This is a genomic window from Candidatus Pantoea soli (assembly GCF_007833795.1).
Taxonomy (GTDB): Bacteria; Pseudomonadota; Gammaproteobacteria; order Enterobacterales; family Enterobacteriaceae; genus Pantoea; species Pantoea soli.
The window spans coordinates 3433835-3453151 of the sequence record NZ_CP032702.1; the positions used below are offsets into that span (position 1 = coordinate 3433835).

Sequence of the window (19317 nt, forward strand, 5' to 3'; positions counted from 1 at the left end):
GATTATGGCTGGGCAACGAAGCCGATGGCGTCGTAGACCTTTTTCAGCGTTTCCTGCGCATGCGCGCGCGCTTTGGCTGCGCCATCACGCATGACCTGATTCAGGAAGGCTTCGTCGTTGCGGAAGCGGTGATAACGCTCCTGCAGCTCGCCGAGCATACCGGAAACGGCATCCGCCACTGCACCTTTCAGATGACCATACATTTTGCCTTCGAATTCCTGCTCCAGCGCCGGAATACTTTTACCGGTCACGCCCGAGAGGATATCCAGCAGGTTAGAGACACCTGCTTTTTCTTTCACGTCATAGCGTACAACCGGCGGCTCCTCGGAATCCGTGACCGCGCGTTTGATCTTCTTCACCACCGCTTTGGTGTCTTCCAGCAGGCCGATAACGTTGTTACGGTTGTCATCCGACTTCGACATCTTTTTCGTCGGCTCCAGCAGCGACATCACGCGCGCACCTGATTTGGGAATAAACGGCTCAGGAATTTTAAACACATCGCCGTACAGCGCATTAAAACGCGCCGCAATATCGCGGCTCAGCTCAAGGTGCTGTTTCTGATCTTCACCCACCGGCACCTGATTGGTCTGGTACAGCAGAATATCCGCCGCCATCAGCACCGGATAATCAAACAGACCGGCGTTGATGTTCTCTTCGTAGCGGGCTGATTTGTCCTTGAACTGGGTCATGCGGCTCAGCTCACCAAAGTAGGCGTAGCAGTTCAGCACCCAGCTCAGCTGCGCGTGTTCCGGCACGTGCGACTGTACGAAGATGGTGCTTTTTTCCGGATCGATACCACAGGCAAGATAGAGTGCCAGCGTATCAAGCGTGGCTTTGCGCAGCGCGGCCGGGTCCTGACGGACGGTAATGGCGTGCAGATCGACGATGCAGTAAATGCAGTGAAAATCATCCTGCATCTGCACCCACTGACGCAGCGCACCCATATAGTTGCCAATGGTCAGTTCACCGGAAGGCTGGGCGCCGCTGAAAACGATGGGTTTGCTCATGTTATATCCTGATAATCACAGCCCGAGAGCGGGCAAAAGTTCGCTAAAAGTATCGAGAGTTAAATCGGGTTGGCTGGTGGCAATCGGCTCACCGTAGTTATAGCCGAACGTCATGCCCACATTCGGGACGCCTGCGGCCTGGGCGGCGAGAATATCATTGCGTGAATCGCCCACAAACAGCAATTGTCCTGGTAACACGCCGAAGTGCCCCAGCACAAGGAAAATGGCGGCCGGATGCGGCTTTTTTACCACCACATCATCACCGCCGATAATCAGTGAAAAATCATCGGCAATGCCAAGCGACTGCAGCAGCGGGGCGACAAATGGCGTCGGCTTATTAGTGACAATTGCCAGCGGCAGACCTTGCGCCCGCAACGCGGCCAGCGTCTCTTTTACCTGCGGAAACAGCGTACTGCCGGCTTCGACCGTTGCGGCATAGTGTTTATCGAACAGTGCGCGCGCGTCGCGCTGCTCTTCGGCATGCGGTTCGCGTCCCAGCGCCCAGCTGAGTGCGCGGGTCATCATGACGTCTGCGCCGTTGCCAATCCAGGTGGAAGCCCGCTCAATGCCGGGCGGCGGCAGATGCAGGTCGCCCAGCGCCAGGTCGATCGCCTGCGCCAGCCCCGGGGCGCTGTGCACCAGCGTGCCGTCCAGGTCAAACGCCAGCGCGCGGATATCAGTGAAATGAGCCATTCACTTTCTCCAGTTCGTTGCGCATATCATCAATGACTTTTTTGTAATCCGGATGACCAAAAATGGCCGAGCCGGCAACGAACATATCTGCGCCTGCCGCCGCGATCTGACCGATGTTGTCAATCTTCACGCCGCCGTCTACTTCCAGACGGATGTCGTAGCCGCTCTGATCGATCAGGCGGCGCGCTTCGCGCAGTTTGTCGAGCGTGCCGGGAATAAACGACTGACCGCCAAAGCCCGGGTTAACCGACATCAGCAGAATGATGTCGAGCTTATCCATAACGTAGTCAAGGTAGCTGAGCGGCGTGGCCGGATTAAACACCAGGCCTGCTTTACAGCCATGCTCTTTGATCAGCTGCAGGGTGCGATCCACATGCTCGCTGGCTTCCGGGTGGAAGGTAATGTAGCTGGCGCCGGCTTTGGCAAAGGCGGGGATCAACGCATCCACCGGCTTAACCATCAGGTGCACATCGATAGGTGCGGTGATGCCGTAATCGCGCAGCGCTTTCAGCACCATCGGCCCCATGGTCAGATTGGGAACATAGTGGTTATCCATCACGTCGAAATGAACCACGTCACCCCCGGCTGCCAGCGCTTTGGCAGTGTCTTCACCCAGACGGGCAAAGTCAGCGGCAAGGATTGAAGGGGCCAGTAAAAATTGTTTCATCCGATTCTCCCAATTTTAGGCGCCAGGCCGGGTCCGGTCTGGCGTGGTGCGTTGGTCGCGGACGAAACAAACTAGCGGAAAAGCGCCAGCAGTTCGTCCACCTGAGTGCGACCACTTATGCTTCGGCTGATGGAACGCCGGGCTTTGACTACATGTAAATCCGCGTTTTGATACCACTCGCGCGTCAGCAGGGTATCGTGATTGGAAATCAGTACCGGAATCCGGCTCTCCTGCGCCAGCCGGCTGGCCAGTTCGGCCAGATGCTGCTGTTCACGCAGACTGAAGCTGTTGGTGTGGTAAGCGGTAAAGTTGGCCGTCGCCGACAGCGGCGCGTACGGCGGATCGCAATAGACCACTGAGCCGGCAGACGCGTTGTTCAGAGTAACATCGTACGATTCGCAGACAAAGGTCGCTTTTTGCGCGCGTTCCGCGAACCATAACAGCTCCGCTTCCGGGAAATACGGTTTGCGGTAACGGCCAAACGGCACGTTGAATTCGCCACGCAGATTATAGCGACACAGGCCGTTATACCCGTGACGGTTCAGATAGAGGAACAACACCGCGCGCTGATAAGGGTCGCGGCTGGCGTTAAACGCCAGTCGCTGGGCGTAATAGGTTTCGGCACTGTTGCCCGCCGCCGTAAACAGCAGGCGCGCATCCTCAATAAAGGCCGCGGTGCGCGTTTTAACAATGTTATAGAGATTGATCAGATCACCGTTGATATCCGCCAGGTGATAGCGGTCATAATCGGTGTTGAGGAATACGGAACCGGCGCCGACAAAAGGCTCGATTAAACAATCGCCTTGCGGCAGATGACGACGGATATCGTCAAGCAGCGGGTATTTCCCTCCGGCCCATTTCAGGAAAGCGCGATTTTTTTTCATGCTGTCGTGGTTATTACATCTTAATTAATGGCTGTGGTGAAACCGACAGCAGATCTGCGCTCTAATCGGGGCCGCCAGTGCGCGGCCCCACATCACTTACTGACTTTCTTTCTTCACCTGACTGAGCGGCTTAACCCACGGATTTGCCGCGCGGACTTCCGCCGGCAGCGCAGACACGGCCCGTTTCGCATCGGCCGGCGTTGCGTATGCCCCGCTGACCAATACATACCACGGCTGGCCGTTACGCGTGGTTTTATACACGTGGTAGTTGCTCAGGTTCTGTTTCTTCGCCCAGGCGTTCAGGCTCTCTGCTTTCGACGCACCGCTCAGCTGCAGCGTGTAGTTACCGCCGGATGGCAGCGAACGGCTGGCGCCGGCTGAACTGCTCTGGCTGGCTGGCGCGTTGTGCGCAGCGGTGGTGTGCGTTTTGTTTTCTTTGACCGGCGCGGCTCGGGTTACCGCTGGCGCTTTATGGGTGCTGCTGGTACGCGGCGCGCTGTTACTGCTGGTGCGCGGCGCGGCGTCAGAGCGCATAGCCGGCGGCGTGATGGCCTTGCTACCGCCGCCGCTGACCGTGGCGGGTGCGGTAGGCAGCGAGCTGTTGCCCTGAGCGCCCTGCGCGGCTGCATCAACTGAGCCTTGCTGGTTACTCAGCGCGCTGTTCAAATCACCCGGCAGGGTCACGCGCTGCTGGCCGGCAGGCGTGTCTGTCGGTGCAGCCTGAGTCGGTGTTGAAGAGACTGACGGCATGGAAATCGGCTGAGAATCGCTGCCGGCTGGCGCAGAGGTGCCTGCCGGATTCTGTGGCGCACTCCCTTCCGTGGAAGGCTGCGCATTCTGCTGGCCGCTCATGGAGGTAGAGCCGGAGAGATCAATATTCTTTTCGCCGCCAGCTGAGGGCGCAGCAGCGCCGGTGCCGGCAGCGTTTGTGGCCGTCTTGCTGGCAGGTGCCTTCTCATCCGGGCCGTTCAGCGCGGAACCAATGCCCAGCACGACCACCAGCAGCACCAGAATACCGACACCCATCATCATACGCTGACGGGAAACCGGTACTTTTGCTTTGGGCGCAGAAGACGATTTGCGAGGCCGCGTTGGACGGCGGTCACTGGCGTCAGGTTTTAACTCGTCTTCCGGTTTGAACTCATCCATTTAGCCTCCTCCGTAAAACGGCACGCTTCCCACGCGCCGCATCACTGCTTACTACAAATCATCAGGGTTTCTGGCAATCAGTAATTGCTGCCAGCACCATATCATGTGCCACACCGCCACGCACTTCAGCGCGACCTATCGCAAGCGGCAACACCAGACGCAGCTCACCTGCCAGCACTTTTTTGTCACGCATCATGTGCGGCAAATACGCTTCCGCAGTCATGCTCGCCGGGCCATGCACCGGTAATCCGGCGCGCAACAGCAGTGCAATAATGCGATCTGTCTCTGCCGCGCTGAACTGGCCAAGCCGTTCAGCGGTACGCGCAGCCATCACCATACCGGCCGCCACCGCTTCGCCGTGCAACCAGTTGCCGTAGCCCATGTGCGCTTCAATGGCATGCCCGAATGTATGGCCCAGGTTCAGCAGCGCACGCAGGCCTGTCTCACGTTCATCGGCTGCCACCACGTCGGCTTTGAGTTCGCAGCAGCGGCGAATACAGTACGCCATCGCTTTTTCGTCCAGCGCCAGCAGAGCATCAAGATTCTGCTCCAGCCAGCGGAAGAATTCACCGTCGAGGATAATGCCGTATTTGATCACTTCCGCCAGCCCTGATGCCAGCTCGCGCGCCGGCAGGGTGCGCAGGCAATCGGTATCCACTACCACCGAAGCCGGCTGGTAGAAAGCGCCGATCATGTTTTTGCCCAGCGGATGGTTTACGGCGGTTTTCCCGCCCACGGAGGAGTCAACCTGAGACAGCAAGGTGGTCGGCACCTGAATAAAGCGCACGCCGCGCTGATAGCTGGCTGCGGCAAAACCGGTCAAATCACCAATCACGCCACCGCCGAGGGCAATCAGCGTGGTATCCCGACCATGCGGCTTCTGCAGCAAGGCGGTAAAGACCTCGTCCATCACCGCCAGGGTTTTGTACTGCTCACCGTCCGGCAGGATCACCTGATCCACCTTCACCCCGGCATCGCTGAGTAACGTTGCCAGTTTATCCAGATAGAGCGTTGCCAGCGTCTGGTTCGTCACCAGCATGGCATTGTCGCCTGCTTTCAGCGGCCAAAAAGAAGCCGGATCGTTAAACAGTCCGGCAGCGATGGTGATGGGGTAACTGCGATCCCCCAGTGAGACAGTGATCTTCTCCATGATGACCGATACCTATTGCTGAGCCGTCAGGGCGCCGGATTAATTTTTTTCCAGCATGTTGATGATCTGATTGGCGACAACTTTTGCACTTTGATCGTCAGTGCGAATGGTGACGTCAGCGATCTCTTCGTACAGCGGATTACGTTCACCTGCCAGCGCTTCCAGCACTTCGCGCGGCGGTTCATCAACCTGCAGCAGCGGACGCTTTTTGTCGCGTTGCGTGCGGGCCAGCTGCTTTTCGATGGTGGTTTCCAGATAAACAACCACGCCGCGGGCGGAGAGACGATTGCGGGTTTCACGGGATTTGACGGAGCCGCCACCGGTCGCCAGCACGATGCCCTGCTTTTCGGTCAGCTCGTTAATGATCTTCTCTTCGCGATCGCGGAAGCCAGCTTCGCCTTCCACATCAAATACCCAGCCTACATCCGCTCCGGTACGTCGCTCAATTTCCTGATCGGAATCGAAAAATTCCATATTGAGTTGCTGAGCTAACTGACGACCAATAGTGCTTTTGCCGGCACCCATCGGCCCAACCAGAAAGATATTGCGTTTCTCTGCCATTTTGTCGGTATTACTAAGAATTCGTTGATGATACCCCGCGTTCAGCACGTTGCTGGCGGGACAGGAACTGAGACCTCATGAGCATTAGCAAGAGTCAGACGGAAAATTATCTCAACACTCATGGCCGTTTGGCAACCGAATAAATTGCCCCCGGCGACCTTCATACAGGACCGGTCTGTGGTTCGCGAGACGGTAACGCTCTTCCTTATCTGTCGTCATCCTGCGCGCGACAGGCGTGCTGACTGCACGCTTTCCTCTCAATCACTTACTGAAAGAAGAGAAGATATTGACGCTGTGGCTGCCTGCCTGTGACGTGTGGGATGTCGGCATTTTTCTTCATGACGCCAGTATCGCTTGTCACTGACGCCCACCGGAAGGTTATCCTGCCGCGTTCCGTTACACCGTTTTAAAATCGCTAAACCTTGTATGCTAATTCCTGCCCTGCGTCAACGCAGTTGGCATCACAGAGCGCATTTTCCGCTTTATCCGTCCGTAAGCGCTGCTTCCCTGACCAGTCGCGGCGTGATGAAGATCACCAGCTCCCGCTTTTTGTGTTCATCGGTCTGCTGCCGGAACAGATTGCCCAGCAGCGGCACCTCGCCCAGCCACGGCACGCGCTTTTCGCCGCGGGTGCGCTGCTGCTGAAAGATACCGCCCAGCGCCAGCGTTTCCCCGTCGCGCAGGGTGACCTGGGTTTCCATTTCCTGCTTATCAATACTCAGCACCTGGCTTTCACCCATGGCGACACTGCGTCCCGGCGTGTTCTGACTGAGCCGCATGCGCAGCTGAATGCGCCCGTTCCCCAGCACCACCGGCGTGACTTCCATAGCCAGCACGGCTTCTTTGAACTCAATGGCGGTGGCACCGCTGGTGCCGGATTTCACTTCATAGGGTATTTCCGTGCCCTGCTTGATCGTGGCGGTCTGCTGATGAGAGGTGAACAGACGCGGGCTGGCGATGATCTCAATCTGGTTCTCCTGCTCCAGCGCACTGAGTTCAAGGTTCAGCAGCTCTCCGCTGATCTGCCCCAGCGTCACCCCGGCGCGAAATGCCGGGTTGCTGACGGCCAGCGGAATAGCCAGCTGCGGATTGCGCAGCGCGTCGGTGACGGCGTCAGCTGGGGTCGTGCCCCAGCTGACACCCAGCTCCCGCAGATGCTCTTCATTGATGGTCACGATGTGCGCAGCCAGCTCAACCTGCTCCAGCGGCACATCAAGCGCACGCAGCCAGCGTCCGGTATCGCGCAGCGCGTCCTGCGTGTCGCGCAGCAGCAGACCGTTGGTGCGGCTGTCCACCGTTACGCTGCCGCGCGGCGTCATCAGCGTGCGCTCGGCCTGCAGGCTGCGATAGACGTCGCTGGCGCTGGCGTAGTGCAGCGTGACGGTTTGCTGCACAAGCGGCGTTTGCTGCTGCTTTGCTTCGCGCTCCGCTTCAGCCTGCTGGATCTGCTTTTGCTGCCAGCTCTCCGGGTAGACCAGCAGTACGCCCTCTTCCTGCACAATGCTGAGTTTTGCCAGTCTGGCAACCAGCGTCAGCGCGCGATCGGCGTCAACATTCTCCAGCCGCAGCGATAACCGCCCTTCCACACCGGGCGCGATAAGCAGATTGGTCTGCCGGTAATCAGCCACCGCCTGCAAAATACGCCCGACCGGCGCATCGTCAAACACCAGGCTGAAGCGATCGTCATCAGCGTGCAGCGGCGAGCTCAGCCCCAGACACAACATCAGTGCCATCCTTTTCATTGTGACCTCCTTTTATTGACCATGTGATGTGCTGAGGTGGACAGCTGTGCGCGGCGGTCAGTCTGAGCGTGCGTGCGGTTAACTCTGCCACCTGCCAGGGGGCTTCCGGGAAGGCCGTTTGCGCACGCAGACGATGGCTTTGCCCCTGCGGCGAAATCAGCCACGCGACAAACTGTGCCGGCCGGCCAGCAATCCCCTGCAGATGCCAGCCCTGCGGCGCGGCGGCGGCCTGGCACCGGCTGGCCGCCAGCGGCTGGAAAGGATCGCGTCCGGCAACCCATCCGCTCCACAGCAATAACAGCAGCACGCTACGATGCATCGTCTGCCTCCAGCCATAACTGCGCACTCAGCCGCCCGGCCCGGCTCTCCAGCTGAAAGCGCTGCGGCACGGGCAGTGCCGTCTCAGCCAGCGCCGCAAACAGCGGAACAAATTCCGGCCAGCTCAGCTGCAGGGCCAGCTGCGGCGGCTGACTGTCAGGCTGCCAGCTTTCCAGCAGATGGCCGCGGGCCGCCACCAGTTGTTCAAGGGACTGGCGGGCGCGCGCAGGGAGGGCAGACTGCTCCAGCCGGTCAATCTCCGCCCGGAGAGTGGCTATTGATGGCCGTGAAGCAAGCTGCTTCTGGTATGAGTGCTGTTGCTGCCGTTTCTCTGTCAGCAGGCGTTGCTGAGTTTGTCGCACCTGCTGCTGAGGCCGTAACAGCCCCCACCATGCCAGCAGCAGAATCAGCATGGCGATGCCTGCCAGGGTGCTGATACGCCACCACGGCGGCAGCGCCAGCCAGCGTTGTAAGGCGTCACTCATCTGTGACCTCCTGCAGGCGGGCGCTGAGCGTGAAGCGATAATCGCCGTTAGCCTGACGCTGCACTCTGCCCTGTCTTACCGCGGCAAACAGCGGCTGCCGGCGCAGCTGCTGGCGAAAATCACTGACCGCCGCGACGCTCTGCGCGACACCTTCCAGCAGTAGTTGCCCCTGACGCCGCTCCAGGCGGCTGAGCCACAGCGTATCCGGCATCAGCACGGGCAACTGCAGCCAGAACCGCTGCCAGTGCTGGTGCGCACGCTGCTGTTGCTGCGCCGCCTGCCACCGGGCCCACAACGCATTACGCTGCTGCTGCAGAGCGTGCTGCTGCGAGAGCTGCTGCTGCAATGCGGCCAGCGTGAGGGTGAGATCGCGCAGCGCGTCTGCCTGCCCGCACCGCAGGCGATCGCCGTGCCACCACCACAGCAGCACCGTCAGCAGCGTGGATGCCAGGACGCCGCTCAGCAGCAGCAGGCTTCGCTGCTGCTGCCGTCGCCACCGCTGCGCACGCCAGGGCAGCAGGTTAACCGCCAGCATCAGCAATCCTCCGGACGCAGCGCCAGCCCCAGCGCGACAGCAAACGCGCCCGGCTGCGCCGGCAAAGGGGGCTGCTGATAACGCAGCAGTGAAAAGGGCTGAAGAAGCTGTACGTCGGCTTCAGGCAAGGGGTGCGGCGAAGTACAGTAAAGCGTATCGGCCTGTGGAAAGGTGGCGTGCAGATGGGCAACACTCAACGGCTCAGCGGATGTGCCGCACGCGGTAGCCTCACCGGTCATGGCCCATAGCCAGTGCGTCTGCAGCGGATGAACCAGCAGCGAAGCCGGGCGCAATGCCATCTGCAAAGCCACCTGCAACAGCGCCAGGCTACTGAGTTCAAACACCTCAGGCTGCAGCCCGGCCTGCTGCAGCGGCAGCAGCCACTGGCTGATCGCCTCGCGCCGTGCCGCGGTTACGCTAAGCTTATCCGGCGTGTCAGCAGGACGGTAATCCAGCGCCAGCGACGCCGCCTCCACCGGAAACAGACGGGACGCCGAGGCGGCAACATAGCGACTGAGCGCCGGCTCGCACAGGGCCGGGGCAGGCAGCGGCAGCGTGCGCTGCAATACCAGCTGAGGCGGCAGCCCGACGCGCAGCGAGTAGCGCTTCGGCAGCTGACGCTGCCAGCGCGTTAACATCTCCTGTAACACTGCGCTGGTTTGCAACACGCCGTTGCGTAACGTATCGTGCGGCAGCGGTTGCTGCCACCAGTGGCGCAGCTGCCATCCATGACGACGGCGCTCTACAGCCAGCGCACAGAGTTGTCCGTTCTGGATATCCAGGCCAATTTGCCAGTGCTGAAAAGCCATGCGCGCGATCTCCTTATCGTGATGAGGAACGGGACGCTGACCCGCACGCGCAAGGGTGACCGCAGGGCGGCAATCCGAACCATGACGGGTATATCAAAGCGTCAGGCTTGCCTTTATACTACCGCGCGATTGTTTATAAACTGCCCAAACGCCAACAGATGGGAATTCTCAGGTGAAGTTCGTAAAGTATTTATTGATCCTTGCAGTGTGTTGCATTTTGCTGGGAGCCGGCACGGTTTATGGTTTGTACAAATACATAGAGCCGCAGCTGCCTGATGTGAACACATTGAAAGATGTGCGCCTGCAAACGCCGATGCAGGTTTATAGCGCGGATGGCGAGCTAATCGCGCAATATGGCGAAAAGCGCCGCGTCCCGCTTACGCTGCAGCAGATGCCGCCTGAGCTCATCAAAGCGTTTATCGCCACCGAAGATAGCCGTTTCTATGAGCACCACGGCGTTGATCCGGTGGGTATTTTCCGTGCCGCCAGCATCGCGCTGATGTCCGGGCACGCCTCACAGGGCGCAAGTACCATTACGCAGCAGCTGGCGAGGAACTTCTTCCTCAGCCCGGAACGCACCCTGATGCGAAAAATCAAGGAAGCCTTCCTGGCGATTCGTATTGAGCAGCTGCTGAGCAAAGACGAAATCCTCGCGCTGTATCTCAATAAGATCTATCTCGGCTACCGTGCTTATGGCGTCGGCGCTGCTGCCCAGGTCTATTTTGGTAAGCCGGTGGATCAGCTCTCCCTGAGTGAGATGGCAATGATCGCCGGCCTGCCTAAGGCCCCTTCAACCTTCAACCCGCTCTACTCACATACGCGGGCGCTGGCGCGTCGCAACGTGGTGCTGGCGCGTATGCTGGACCAGAATTACATCACCCAGCAGCAGTATGACGAAGCCCGAAATTCGCCGCTGACCGCCTCTTATCACGGGCCGGAAATCGCCTTCTCTGCGCCGTACCTCAGTGAAATGGTGCGTCAGGAGATGGTGAAGCGTTATGGCGATCGCGCCTATGACGATGGATACAAGGTGTATACCACCGTGACGCGTCGTTTGCAGGAAGCCGCACAGCAGGCGGTGCGTAATAACGTGATGGCGTACGACATGCGTCACGGCTACCGCGGCCCGACCAACGTGCTGTGGAAAGTGGGTGAGGCAAGCTGGGATAACACCCGCATTCTGAACACGCTGAAAAACCTGCCGACCTACGGCCCGCTGAACGCCGCGGTGGTGACCAGCGCCAGTGCCGATGAAGCCACGGCGATGCTTAAAGATGGCAGCAGTGTCTCACTGACGCTGGCGGGCGTGCGCTGGGCGCGTGCCTACAAATCGGATACGCTGCAAGGCCCGACGCCGCGCAGCGTGACGCAGGTGCTGCAGGCTGGCCAGCAGATCTGGGTGCGCAAAGTGGGCGATGCCTGGTGGCTGGGCCAGGTGCCGCTGGTGAACTCCGCGCTGGTGTCGCTGAATCCGGAAGATGGCGCGGTGCGCGCCCTGGTCGGCGGCTTCGACTTCAACCAGAGCATGTTCAACCGCGCCACGCAGGCGCTGCGTCAGGTGGGATCGAATATCAAGCCGTTCCTGTATACCGCGGCGATGGACCGCGGGCTGACGCTGGCCTCTATCCTCAACGACGTACCGATTTCCCGCTGGGATGCCGGTGCCGGTGCCGACTGGCGCCCCAAAAACTCACCGCCGACTTACGCCGGTCCTATCCGCTTACGTCAGGGGCTGGGTGAATCCAAAAACGTGGTGATGGTGCGCGCCATGCGTGCAATGGGCGTCGATTATGCCGCAGAGTACCTGCAGCGCTTTGGCTTCCCGGCGGAGAACATCATTCATACCGAGTCCCTGGCGCTGGGTGCCGCCTCCTTTACCCCTATGCAGGTGGTGCGCGGCTATGCGGTAATGGCCAACGGCGGTTTCCTTGTGGATCCGTACTTCATTGCCAAAATCGAGAACGAACAGGGTGATGTGGTGTTTGAAGCGAAACCGAAAATTGCCTGTCCGCAGTGCAATCTGCCGGTGATTTACGGCGACACCAAAAAGTCGGTGGCCCTGAACGAAGAGAGCGTGGAGAACGTCGCCACCTCCGATCAGGCACAGAACCAGACCGTGCCGCAGCCCGCGCTGGAACAGGTGCCGGCGCAGCCGCAGTCCGGCAGCGAACAGCAGTATGCGCCGCACGTCATTAACACGCCGCTGTCGTTCCTGATCAAGAGTGCGCTCAACTCCAACATCTTTGGTGAACCGGGCTGGATGGGCACCGGCTGGCGCGCCGGCCGTGACCTGAAGCGCAATGACATCGGCGGTAAAACCGGTACCACGAACAGCTCGAAAGATGCCTGGTTCTCAGGCTATGGCCCGGGTGTGGTGACCTCGGTGTGGATCGGCTTTGATGACTCCCGTGCGCTGGGACGCTCAACGGTTTCCGGTGCCATTCCGGATCAGATCTCCGGTTATGAGGGTGGCGCGAAGAGTGCGCAACCGGCGTGGGACGATTATATGAAAGCCGCGCTGGATGGGGTTCCGGTACAGCCGCTGACACCGCCGGACGGCGTGGTCACGGTGACGATCGATCGCAGCACCGGCAAGCTGGCGAACGGCGGTGGCAACACGCGCCAGGAGTATTTCATTAACGGCACACAGCCAACTGAATATTCCGTGCACGATGTCGGTACCACCATCATGGACAATGGCGGCGAAAGCCACGAACTGTTCTGATCAAAAAAGCCGGCGCATCTGCCGGCTTTTTTTGGGGCATACTGCAGCGCGATCAGTACTGCAGGCGTCCCTGCTTCACCAGCCACTCCCGCACCATAAACAGCGCACTGACGTTACGTGCTTCGCGGAAATCCGGCTCTTCCAGCAGCGCCAGCAGGTTGTTCAGCGGCCAGCGACGCACAATCAGCGGTTCCGGTTCATCCCCTTCCAGCTTCTCTTCGTACAGGCCTTCCGCCACCACGATGTTCATCTTGCTGGAAAAATAGGAGGGCGCCATCGTCAGTTTACCCAGCGCTTCCAGCTGGGTGGCACCAAACCCCACCTCCTCTTTCAGTTCACGATCGGCCGCTTCAAAGGCGCTTTCACCGGGGTCGATCAGCCCTTTCGGAAAGCCCAGTTCGTAGCTCTCCAGCCCGACGGCGTACTCCTGAATCAGAATAACGTCATCACCCAGAATCGGCACAATCATCACGGCTTCGCGCCCGGAAGGCTTCATACGCTCGTAAACGCGGCGCGCCCCGTTACTGAAAGCGAGGTCAACCGCTTCGATGGTAAACAGGCGGGAGCGGGCCACCGCTTCCACGTTGAGGATGTCAGGTTTTTTCAGGGAAGTTGTCATATCAGCCTCAAACTTTGCACTGCCATGTGAAACGCGATGACGCCAGCATACCGAAGCCTGCCGTATTGTGCGACACGCAACGCGGGTTCAGCATGGTGACATAGATTGCCCGCACGCCGCTAACAACTTATTGCTATTTCAGCATGCCGAATTTGCTGATAAGTCAACGGGGTAAGTGCAAATTCAGAAAATACCGATATTTAATTGAGGCTGGTCTGGTTAACATCCTATTAAGGAATACTCTAATAAATTATAATTCAATGATTTTGCGCGTTATTTTGTCTTGCCTGCCTCTTGTCAGAATGACTTCTGCTCGCCAAAATTGACTTGTATTAAAGGTTTTACCGGGAGTACATCGTAACCGTGACGGCAGATTTTTGGCTGGATTGAGCATAGCATGAGCACTTTTATCGTCATTCTGGCTGTCATGCTGGTCTGTTCATTAGTGGCAGGGATTGGCTATTGGTACGCTATGCGGCATCGTCCGCCGTTGGCGAAACCCCTGCCGTTTCTCAGTCCTCCCTGTCGCAAGCTCACGGACGAAGAGCGTGCTGCCGTCGAAAAGTATATTGCTTCGCTGGGCAATCAACCGCGCCAGCCGCGTCATGCGCGATCCCAGCGACTCTCCCGTGAGCCCGAAACCCTGGCGCTTACGGCCCAAAGCAACAACGTGTATCCCGTTACCCGCTCCATTACCCGTTACGGCCTCTCAACCGACGATCCGCAGAAATGGCGCTACTATCTGGACGAAGTTGAAGTCCATCTGCCGCCGCTGTGGGAACAGTACATTGCTGAAGAAAACTACGTTGAGCTGATACGCACCCAGACGCTGCCGCTGGTGATCTCGCTGAACGGCCACTCGCTGGTCAGCTATGCCGTAGAACAACCGGCGCTGCCGCCGCTGGTGCGGCCGATGGCGACGAACGCCTCGATCCGCAAAGAAGAGAGCGAAAACGTTGAGCTGCTGCAGGTGCGTAAAGAGTCTCCGGAAGAGTATCAGCTGTCCCGCGCTGACGGCACGCGCGAAGCGACCGCCATCTGCTGCGGCTTTTTACTGCTGTTTCTCAGCCTGGTGCTGCCGGGCAGCGCGATGGTGTGGATTGCCCTGCTCGGCGGCGCGATCATCGTCGTGAGCCTGTGGTTTATGTACCGCTTTCCCGGTGAAAAAGGCCTGCGCGATGTGCACTGCCTGCGCGGATCGCCCAAGCGCTGGGGATTATTTGGCGAATCCAATCAGGAACAGAGCAATATCTCCCTGGGCATTATTGATTTGGTTTATCCGGCACACTGGCAGCCCTATGTGGCCCACGATCTCGGCCAGGTGACGGATGTCGATATCTATCTGAATCGTCAGGTGGTGCGTCAGGGGCGTTTTCTGTCGCTGCAGGATGAAGTGCGTAACTTCCCGGTGCAGCGCTGGCGCAAAAACCTGGTGCTGGCGTGCGGATCGCTGCTGATACTGGCCATGCTGTTTACCTGGATTCCTCTCAGTATGCCGATCAAGCTCAGCCTCGCGTGGCTGAAAGGCACAGAGAGCATCGAGGTCAGCAGCGTTGATAAACTGACCGCCCTGCCGCTGCATATTGGCGACAGCCTGAAGGTGAACGGAACCGGCATGTGCTCCGTGCCCGGCAACTATCAGAGCAACCGCAGCTATGCCTATCTGCCGTTTGACTGCTCGGCCATTTACTGGAACAACGCCGCCCCGCTGCCTCAGCCGCAGTCCGATATTATTGATAAAGCCGCTGCGCTGCTGGATACCACCACCCGCCAGCTGCATCCGGAAACAAACACCGATCCGAAAATCAACCCGCAGCTGGCTTCCGCGATTCAGAAATCAGGTATGATCCTGCTGGATGATTTTGCCGATCTGGTGCTGAAAACCCAGGATCTGTGCAGTCAGCAGCAGGATTGCGTGCGCCTGAAGAATGCGCTTGTCAATCTGGGTAATGCCAAAGACTGGGATACGCTGATTCATCGTGCGGATTCCGGCAAGCTCAACGGCATGAACGTCCTGCTGCGTCCGGTCAGCGCTGAAGCGCTGGAAAACCTCGTCAATACCGCCACCTCAACGTTCTTCTCGCGGGAGACGCGTCGCGCGGCCGAAACGCTGAACAGTCCGCCACCGGGCGGATTCCTGATTATCAGCGATGAAGGCCGGCAGATGGTCAGCCAGCCGCAGCCGACAGTGTCGCTGTTTGATCTGGATGCCCCTGCGCAGTGGCGCGAGCTGCAGCGGCTGTCAGGCATGCTGCTGCATACGCCGTTTGCGGCCAGCGGCATCATTACCAGCATTACCACCGATGCCAATGGTACGCGCCACATTGCCCTGCATAACGAACCGGACGCGATGGCGCAGTGGCGCTACCTTGGTACGGCGCTGCTGATGCTGGTGCTGATCGCCAGCGTCATCGTCAATGGCCTGCTGGCCCTGCGCCGGGTGCATCGCAACCGCCTGCGCATGGCGGAAATTCAGCAGTACTATGACAAATGTTTTAACCACAACCTCAGCACTATGCAGAGCGTGCGCTCCCTGTTCTGAGCCCTGCGCTTCTGTGCTACCCTGTCGCCCGTTTTTACGCAGGAAAGCCCTGTCCGCAGCTATTTCAACCGTGCTGGCGCGGCAAAATCGGCTTTCCGCGCTTGATTTCTGACTTTTCACCCATACTGATGGGTATCCGATGAAGGCCCGAATCCTTTCTGCCTGGCGAGACGACGCGCAGCGCTGCCACCCCGGGCGTAAAAGCAGGAGCCGTGATGAAAGAAAAATCCAGCGAAGGCGTACGCCTCGATAAATGGCTGTGGGCCGCGCGTTTCTATAAAACCCGTGCGCTGGCCCGCGAAATGATCGAAGGCGGCAAAGTGCACTACAACGGACAGCGCAGCAAGCCGAGCAAACTGGTCGAGCTGCAGGCAGAACTGACGCTGCGCCAGGGCAACGATGAGCGCACGGTGATCGTTACCGCGATTGGCGATCAGCGCCGTCCGGCCAGCGAAGCCCAGCACATGTATGCTGAAACAGCTGCCAGCATTGAAAAACGCGAGAAAACCGCGCTGGCGCGCAAGATGAACGCGCTGTCGATGCCGCACCCGGATCGCCGCCCGGACAAGAAAGAGCGCCGCGATCTGATGAAATTTAAATTGTCGGGCGATGAATAATCCGCGCCCCCACGAGAGAAACCTTATGTCTGCTCAAGATCAACTGCACCGTTACCTGTTCGAAAACGTCGCTGTGCGCGGCGAACTGGTTAACGTATCTCAAACCTGGCGCGACGTCGTGGCCAACCACACTTACCCGGAGCCGGTAAAAACGCTGCTGGGTGAACTGCTGGTCGCCACCAGCCTGCTCACCGCCACGCTGAAGTTTGACGGTGATATTACCGTGCAGCTGCAGGGCGACGGCCCGCTGACGCTGGCGGTGATCAACGGTAACAATCGTCAGGAACTGCGCGGCGTGGCGCGGCTGAAAGAGGATGCCAGCATTGCCCCGGGCAGCAGCCTGAAAGAGATGGTGGGTAACGGCTACCTGGTGATTACCATTTCCCCGGAAAAAGGCGAGCGCTATCAGGGCGTGGTCGGTCTGGAAGCCGAGACGCTGGCAGGCTGCCTGGAAGATTACTTCATGCGTTCTGAGCAGCTGCCGACGCGCCTGTTTATCCGCACCAGTGACCAGGGTGCGGCGGGCATCCTGCTGCAGGTTCTGCCAGCGCAGGAACCGAGCATGGATGACTTTGAGCATCTGGCCACGCTGACCGAAACCGTGAAGAGCGAAGAGCTGATCGACCTGCCGGCAACCGACGTGCTGTGGCGTCTTTATCACCAGGAAGAAGCCACCGTGTTTGATCCTTCACCGGTCTGCTTCAGGTGCACCTGCTCGTTTGAGCGCTGCGGTGAAGTGCTGAAAACGCTGCCGGAAGCCGAGGTGGATGAGATTCTGGCTGAAGATGGCAAGATCGACATGCACTGCGACTACTGCGGTTCGCACTACGTTTACGATGCTGTCGATATTGCGGCTATCCGAAAAGCGCCTTCCGCCAGCAGCGATCAGCTGCATTAATTTCCTCTGCGGGCGGTTTTTCCGTCCGCTTTTTCCCCCGCCGTACCCCGATGATTTTGTTCGGAAATTAACTAATTAACGCTGACTTTAGTTACATAACTGGCAGATTTCGCTGCTTGTCACGTTCCAGTTCGCATTTTTAACTATCTTCACTTTTCCACCCCGCTCAGATGTGTACACTGCGCGCGATCTGTCCTGTGCGGCAATGCGCAGCGAGGCAGACGCCCTCATAAAAATGCAATGAAGTACCGATTTAAGGAGCAGTCACATGCGCGTTAACGGCCTGACATCGCAAGACCTTGCCGCTTTGGGCATCCACGACACCACTGAGGTGGTCTACAACCCTGATTACGAGACGCTGTTTCAGGAAGAAACCCGCCCCGAACTGGAAGGTTATGCGCGAGGCACCCTGACGCAGAGCGGCGCCATCGCCGTGGATACCGGCATCTTCACCGGTCGCTCGCCAAAAGATAAATACATTGTGCGTGATGACACCACCCGCGACACGCTGTGGTGGAACGACAGCGGCAACGGTAAAAATGATAACCAGCCGATGTCGCAGGAGACCTGGCAGGCGCTGAAAGATCGCTGCACACAGCAGCTTTCCGGCAAGCGTCTGTTCGTGATTGACGCGTTCTGCGGCGCCAACCCGGATACCCGCCTGAGCGTACGTTTTGTGATGGAAGTGGCCTGGCAGGCGCACTTTGTGAAGAACATGTTCATCCGCCCGAGCGAGGAAGAGCTGGCAAACTTCACGCCGGATTTCGTGGTGATGAATGCCGCCCGCTGCACCAATCCGGACTGGCAGGCGCAGGGACTGCATTCAGAAAACTTCATTGCTTTTAACCTTACCGAGCGCATGCAGCTGATTGGCGGCACCTGGTACGGCGGCGAAATGAAAAAAGGATTGTTCGCCATCATGAACTACCTGCTGCCGCTGAAGGGGATTGCCTCCATGCACTGCTCAGCCAACGTCGGCAAAGCGGGTGATGTCGCGGTATTCTTTGGCCTTTCCGGCACCGGCAAGACCACGCTGTCGACCGATCCGGAGCGCCAGTTGATTGGCGATGACGAACACGGCTGGGATGATGATGGCGTATTCAACTTTGAGGGTGGCTGCTACGCCAAAACCATCAACCTGTCTGAGCAGGCCGAACCCGAAATTTACCGGGCCATTCGTCGCAACGCGCTGCTGGAAAACGTCGTGGTGCGGGCTGACGGCAGCGTAGACTACGCCGACGGCAGCAAAACCGAAAACACCCGCGTGTCCTATCCGATCGAGCACATTGAAAACATCGTGCAGCCGGTCTCAAAAGCGGGCCACGCGAAGAAAGTGATCTTCCTCACCGCTGATGCCTTTGGCGTGCTGCCGCCGGTATCGCGTTTAACGCCTGCGCAGACGCAGTACCACTTCCTGTCTGGCTTTACTGCCAAGCTGGCCGGTACCGAGCGCGGCGTCACGCAGCCAACACCGACCTTCTCTGCCTGCTTCGGCGCGGCGTTTCTGACGCTGCACCCTACGCAATATTCCGACGTCCTGGTGAAGCGGATGGAAGCGGCAGGTGCGCAGGCTTATCTGGTGAATACCGGCTGGAACGGCAGCGGCAAACGCATGTCGCTGAAAGATACCCGCGCCATTATCAATGCGATTCTGGCCGGTGAGCTGGATGAGGCGGAGACAGAAACGCTGCCGGTGTTTAATCTGCAGGTGCCTGTTGCGCTGGCCGGCGTGGATAACGCCATTCTCGACCCGCGTCGCAGCTGGGAGAGCGAAGCCGCCTGGCAGCAGGCTGCGCAGGATCTGGCACAGCGCTTTATCACCAACTTTGAACGCTACACCGATAATGACGCCGGTAAGGCGCTGGTGCAGGCAGGCCCGCAGCTGTAAGGCGGTGGCGGCGTCAACCTCTCAGTTG

Annotated in this window: 18 protein-coding genes; 5 read left to right on the forward strand and 13 right to left on the reverse strand. The window is 58.9% G+C overall.

Annotated elements, in window-relative coordinates:
* Nucleotides 1-2: 2 nt before the first annotated feature.
* The 12 genes from trpS to pilM form a co-directional block, all read right to left on the reverse strand.
* On the reverse strand, nt 3-1007 hold the full coding sequence (gene trpS, locus D8B20_RS15970; RefSeq protein WP_145889803.1) for a tryptophan--tRNA ligase: 1005 nt from the start codon (nt 1005-1007) through the stop codon (nt 3-5).
* Nucleotides 1008-1022: 15 nt separating this feature from the next.
* Nucleotides 1023-1700: a phosphoglycolate phosphatase gene (locus D8B20_RS15975; RefSeq protein WP_145889805.1), complete on the reverse strand. Its 678-nt coding sequence runs from the start codon at nt 1698-1700 to the stop codon at nt 1023-1025.
* On the reverse strand, nt 1684-2367 hold the full coding sequence (rpe, locus tag D8B20_RS15980) for a ribulose-phosphate 3-epimerase (protein ID WP_145889807.1): 684 nt from the start codon (nt 2365-2367) through the stop codon (nt 1684-1686). The genes D8B20_RS15975 and rpe overlap by 17 nt, the downstream gene beginning before the upstream one ends.
* Before the next feature lie 71 nt (nt 2368-2438).
* Complete coding sequence (gene dam, locus D8B20_RS15985) at nt 2439-3251, reverse strand: adenine-specific DNA-methyltransferase (RefSeq protein WP_145889809.1); 813 nt, start codon at nt 3249-3251, stop codon at nt 2439-2441.
* A 96-nt stretch (nt 3252-3347) separates the two neighbouring features.
* Entirely contained in the window at nt 3348-4400 is a 1053-nt protein-coding gene (locus tag D8B20_RS15990) for an SPOR domain-containing protein (protein ID WP_145889811.1), read from the reverse strand.
* A 61-nt stretch (nt 4401-4461) separates the two neighbouring features.
* Nucleotides 4462-5550 carry a 3-dehydroquinate synthase gene (aroB, locus tag D8B20_RS15995; protein ID WP_145889813.1) on the reverse strand — a complete coding sequence of 363 codons (1089 nt, stop codon included), beginning with the start codon at nt 5548-5550 and terminating at the stop codon, nt 4462-4464.
* Between the two features lie 39 nt (nt 5551-5589).
* Entirely contained in the window at nt 5590-6111 is a 522-nt protein-coding gene (gene aroK / locus D8B20_RS16000) for a shikimate kinase AroK (RefSeq protein WP_010617392.1), read from the reverse strand.
* A gap of 482 nt (nt 6112-6593) precedes the next feature.
* Nucleotides 6594-7853 (reverse strand): DNA uptake porin HofQ, encoded by a 1260-nt coding sequence (gene hofQ / locus D8B20_RS16005; RefSeq protein ID WP_145889815.1) that lies wholly within the window; start codon nt 7851-7853, stop codon nt 6594-6596.
* The gene (locus D8B20_RS16010) at nt 7798-8172 is read right to left on the reverse strand and encodes a HofP DNA utilization family protein (protein WP_145889817.1); all 375 of its coding nucleotides are present in this window, start codon (nt 8170-8172) and stop codon (nt 7798-7800) included. The genes hofQ and D8B20_RS16010 overlap by 56 nt, the downstream gene beginning before the upstream one ends.
* Complete coding sequence (locus D8B20_RS16015) at nt 8162-8656, reverse strand: HofO family protein (RefSeq protein WP_145889819.1); 495 nt, start codon at nt 8654-8656, stop codon at nt 8162-8164. The genes D8B20_RS16010 and D8B20_RS16015 overlap by 11 nt, the downstream gene beginning before the upstream one ends.
* Nucleotides 8649-9191, reverse strand: a complete 543-nt coding sequence (locus D8B20_RS16020) for a PilN domain-containing protein (RefSeq protein WP_145889821.1) — start codon at nt 9189-9191, stop codon at nt 8649-8651. Before D8B20_RS16020 ends, D8B20_RS16015 begins: the two co-directional genes overlap by 8 nt.
* The gene (gene pilM, locus D8B20_RS16025; protein ID WP_145889823.1) at nt 9191-10000 is read right to left on the reverse strand and encodes a type IV pilus biogenesis protein PilM; all 810 of its coding nucleotides are present in this window, start codon (nt 9998-10000) and stop codon (nt 9191-9193) included. The genes D8B20_RS16020 and pilM overlap by 1 nt, the downstream gene beginning before the upstream one ends.
* A 172-nt stretch (nt 10001-10172) precedes the next feature.
* Between pilM and mrcA the strand changes: the two genes are divergently transcribed.
* Nucleotides 10173-12725 carry a peptidoglycan glycosyltransferase/peptidoglycan DD-transpeptidase MrcA gene (gene mrcA / locus D8B20_RS16030; protein ID WP_145889825.1) on the forward strand — a complete coding sequence of 851 codons (2553 nt, stop codon included), beginning with the start codon at nt 10173-10175 and terminating at the stop codon, nt 12723-12725.
* A 52-nt stretch (nt 12726-12777) separates the two neighbouring features.
* Here mrcA and nudE read toward each other — a convergent pair whose 3' ends face one another.
* Nucleotides 12778-13344, reverse strand: coding sequence for an ADP compounds hydrolase NudE (gene nudE, locus D8B20_RS16035; RefSeq protein WP_145889827.1), 567 nt, complete (start codon nt 13342-13344; stop codon nt 12778-12780).
* A gap of 397 nt (nt 13345-13741) precedes the next feature.
* Between nudE and D8B20_RS16040 the strand changes: the two genes are divergently transcribed.
* The 4 genes from D8B20_RS16040 to pckA all read left to right on the forward strand — a co-directional run bounded on the left by D8B20_RS16040 (nt 13742) and on the right by pckA (nt 19289).
* The gene (locus tag D8B20_RS16040) at nt 13742-15886 is read left to right on the forward strand and encodes an intracellular growth attenuator family protein (protein ID WP_145889829.1); all 2145 of its coding nucleotides are present in this window, start codon (nt 13742-13744) and stop codon (nt 15884-15886) included.
* 215 nt (nt 15887-16101) lie between these two features.
* Nucleotides 16102-16503 carry a ribosome-associated heat shock protein Hsp15 gene (gene hslR, locus D8B20_RS16045; RefSeq protein ID WP_145889831.1) on the forward strand — a complete coding sequence of 134 codons (402 nt, stop codon included), beginning with the start codon at nt 16102-16104 and terminating at the stop codon, nt 16501-16503.
* Between the two features lie 25 nt (nt 16504-16528).
* Nucleotides 16529-17401: an Hsp33 family molecular chaperone HslO gene (gene hslO / locus D8B20_RS16050; RefSeq protein WP_145889833.1), complete on the forward strand. Its 873-nt coding sequence runs from the start codon at nt 16529-16531 to the stop codon at nt 17399-17401.
* Nucleotides 17402-17669: 268 nt separating this feature from the next.
* A complete protein-coding gene (pckA, locus tag D8B20_RS16055) occupies nt 17670-19289 on the forward strand; it encodes a phosphoenolpyruvate carboxykinase (ATP) (protein ID WP_145889835.1) in 1620 nt (539 codons plus the stop codon).
* Nucleotides 19290-19317 lie beyond the last annotated feature (28 nt).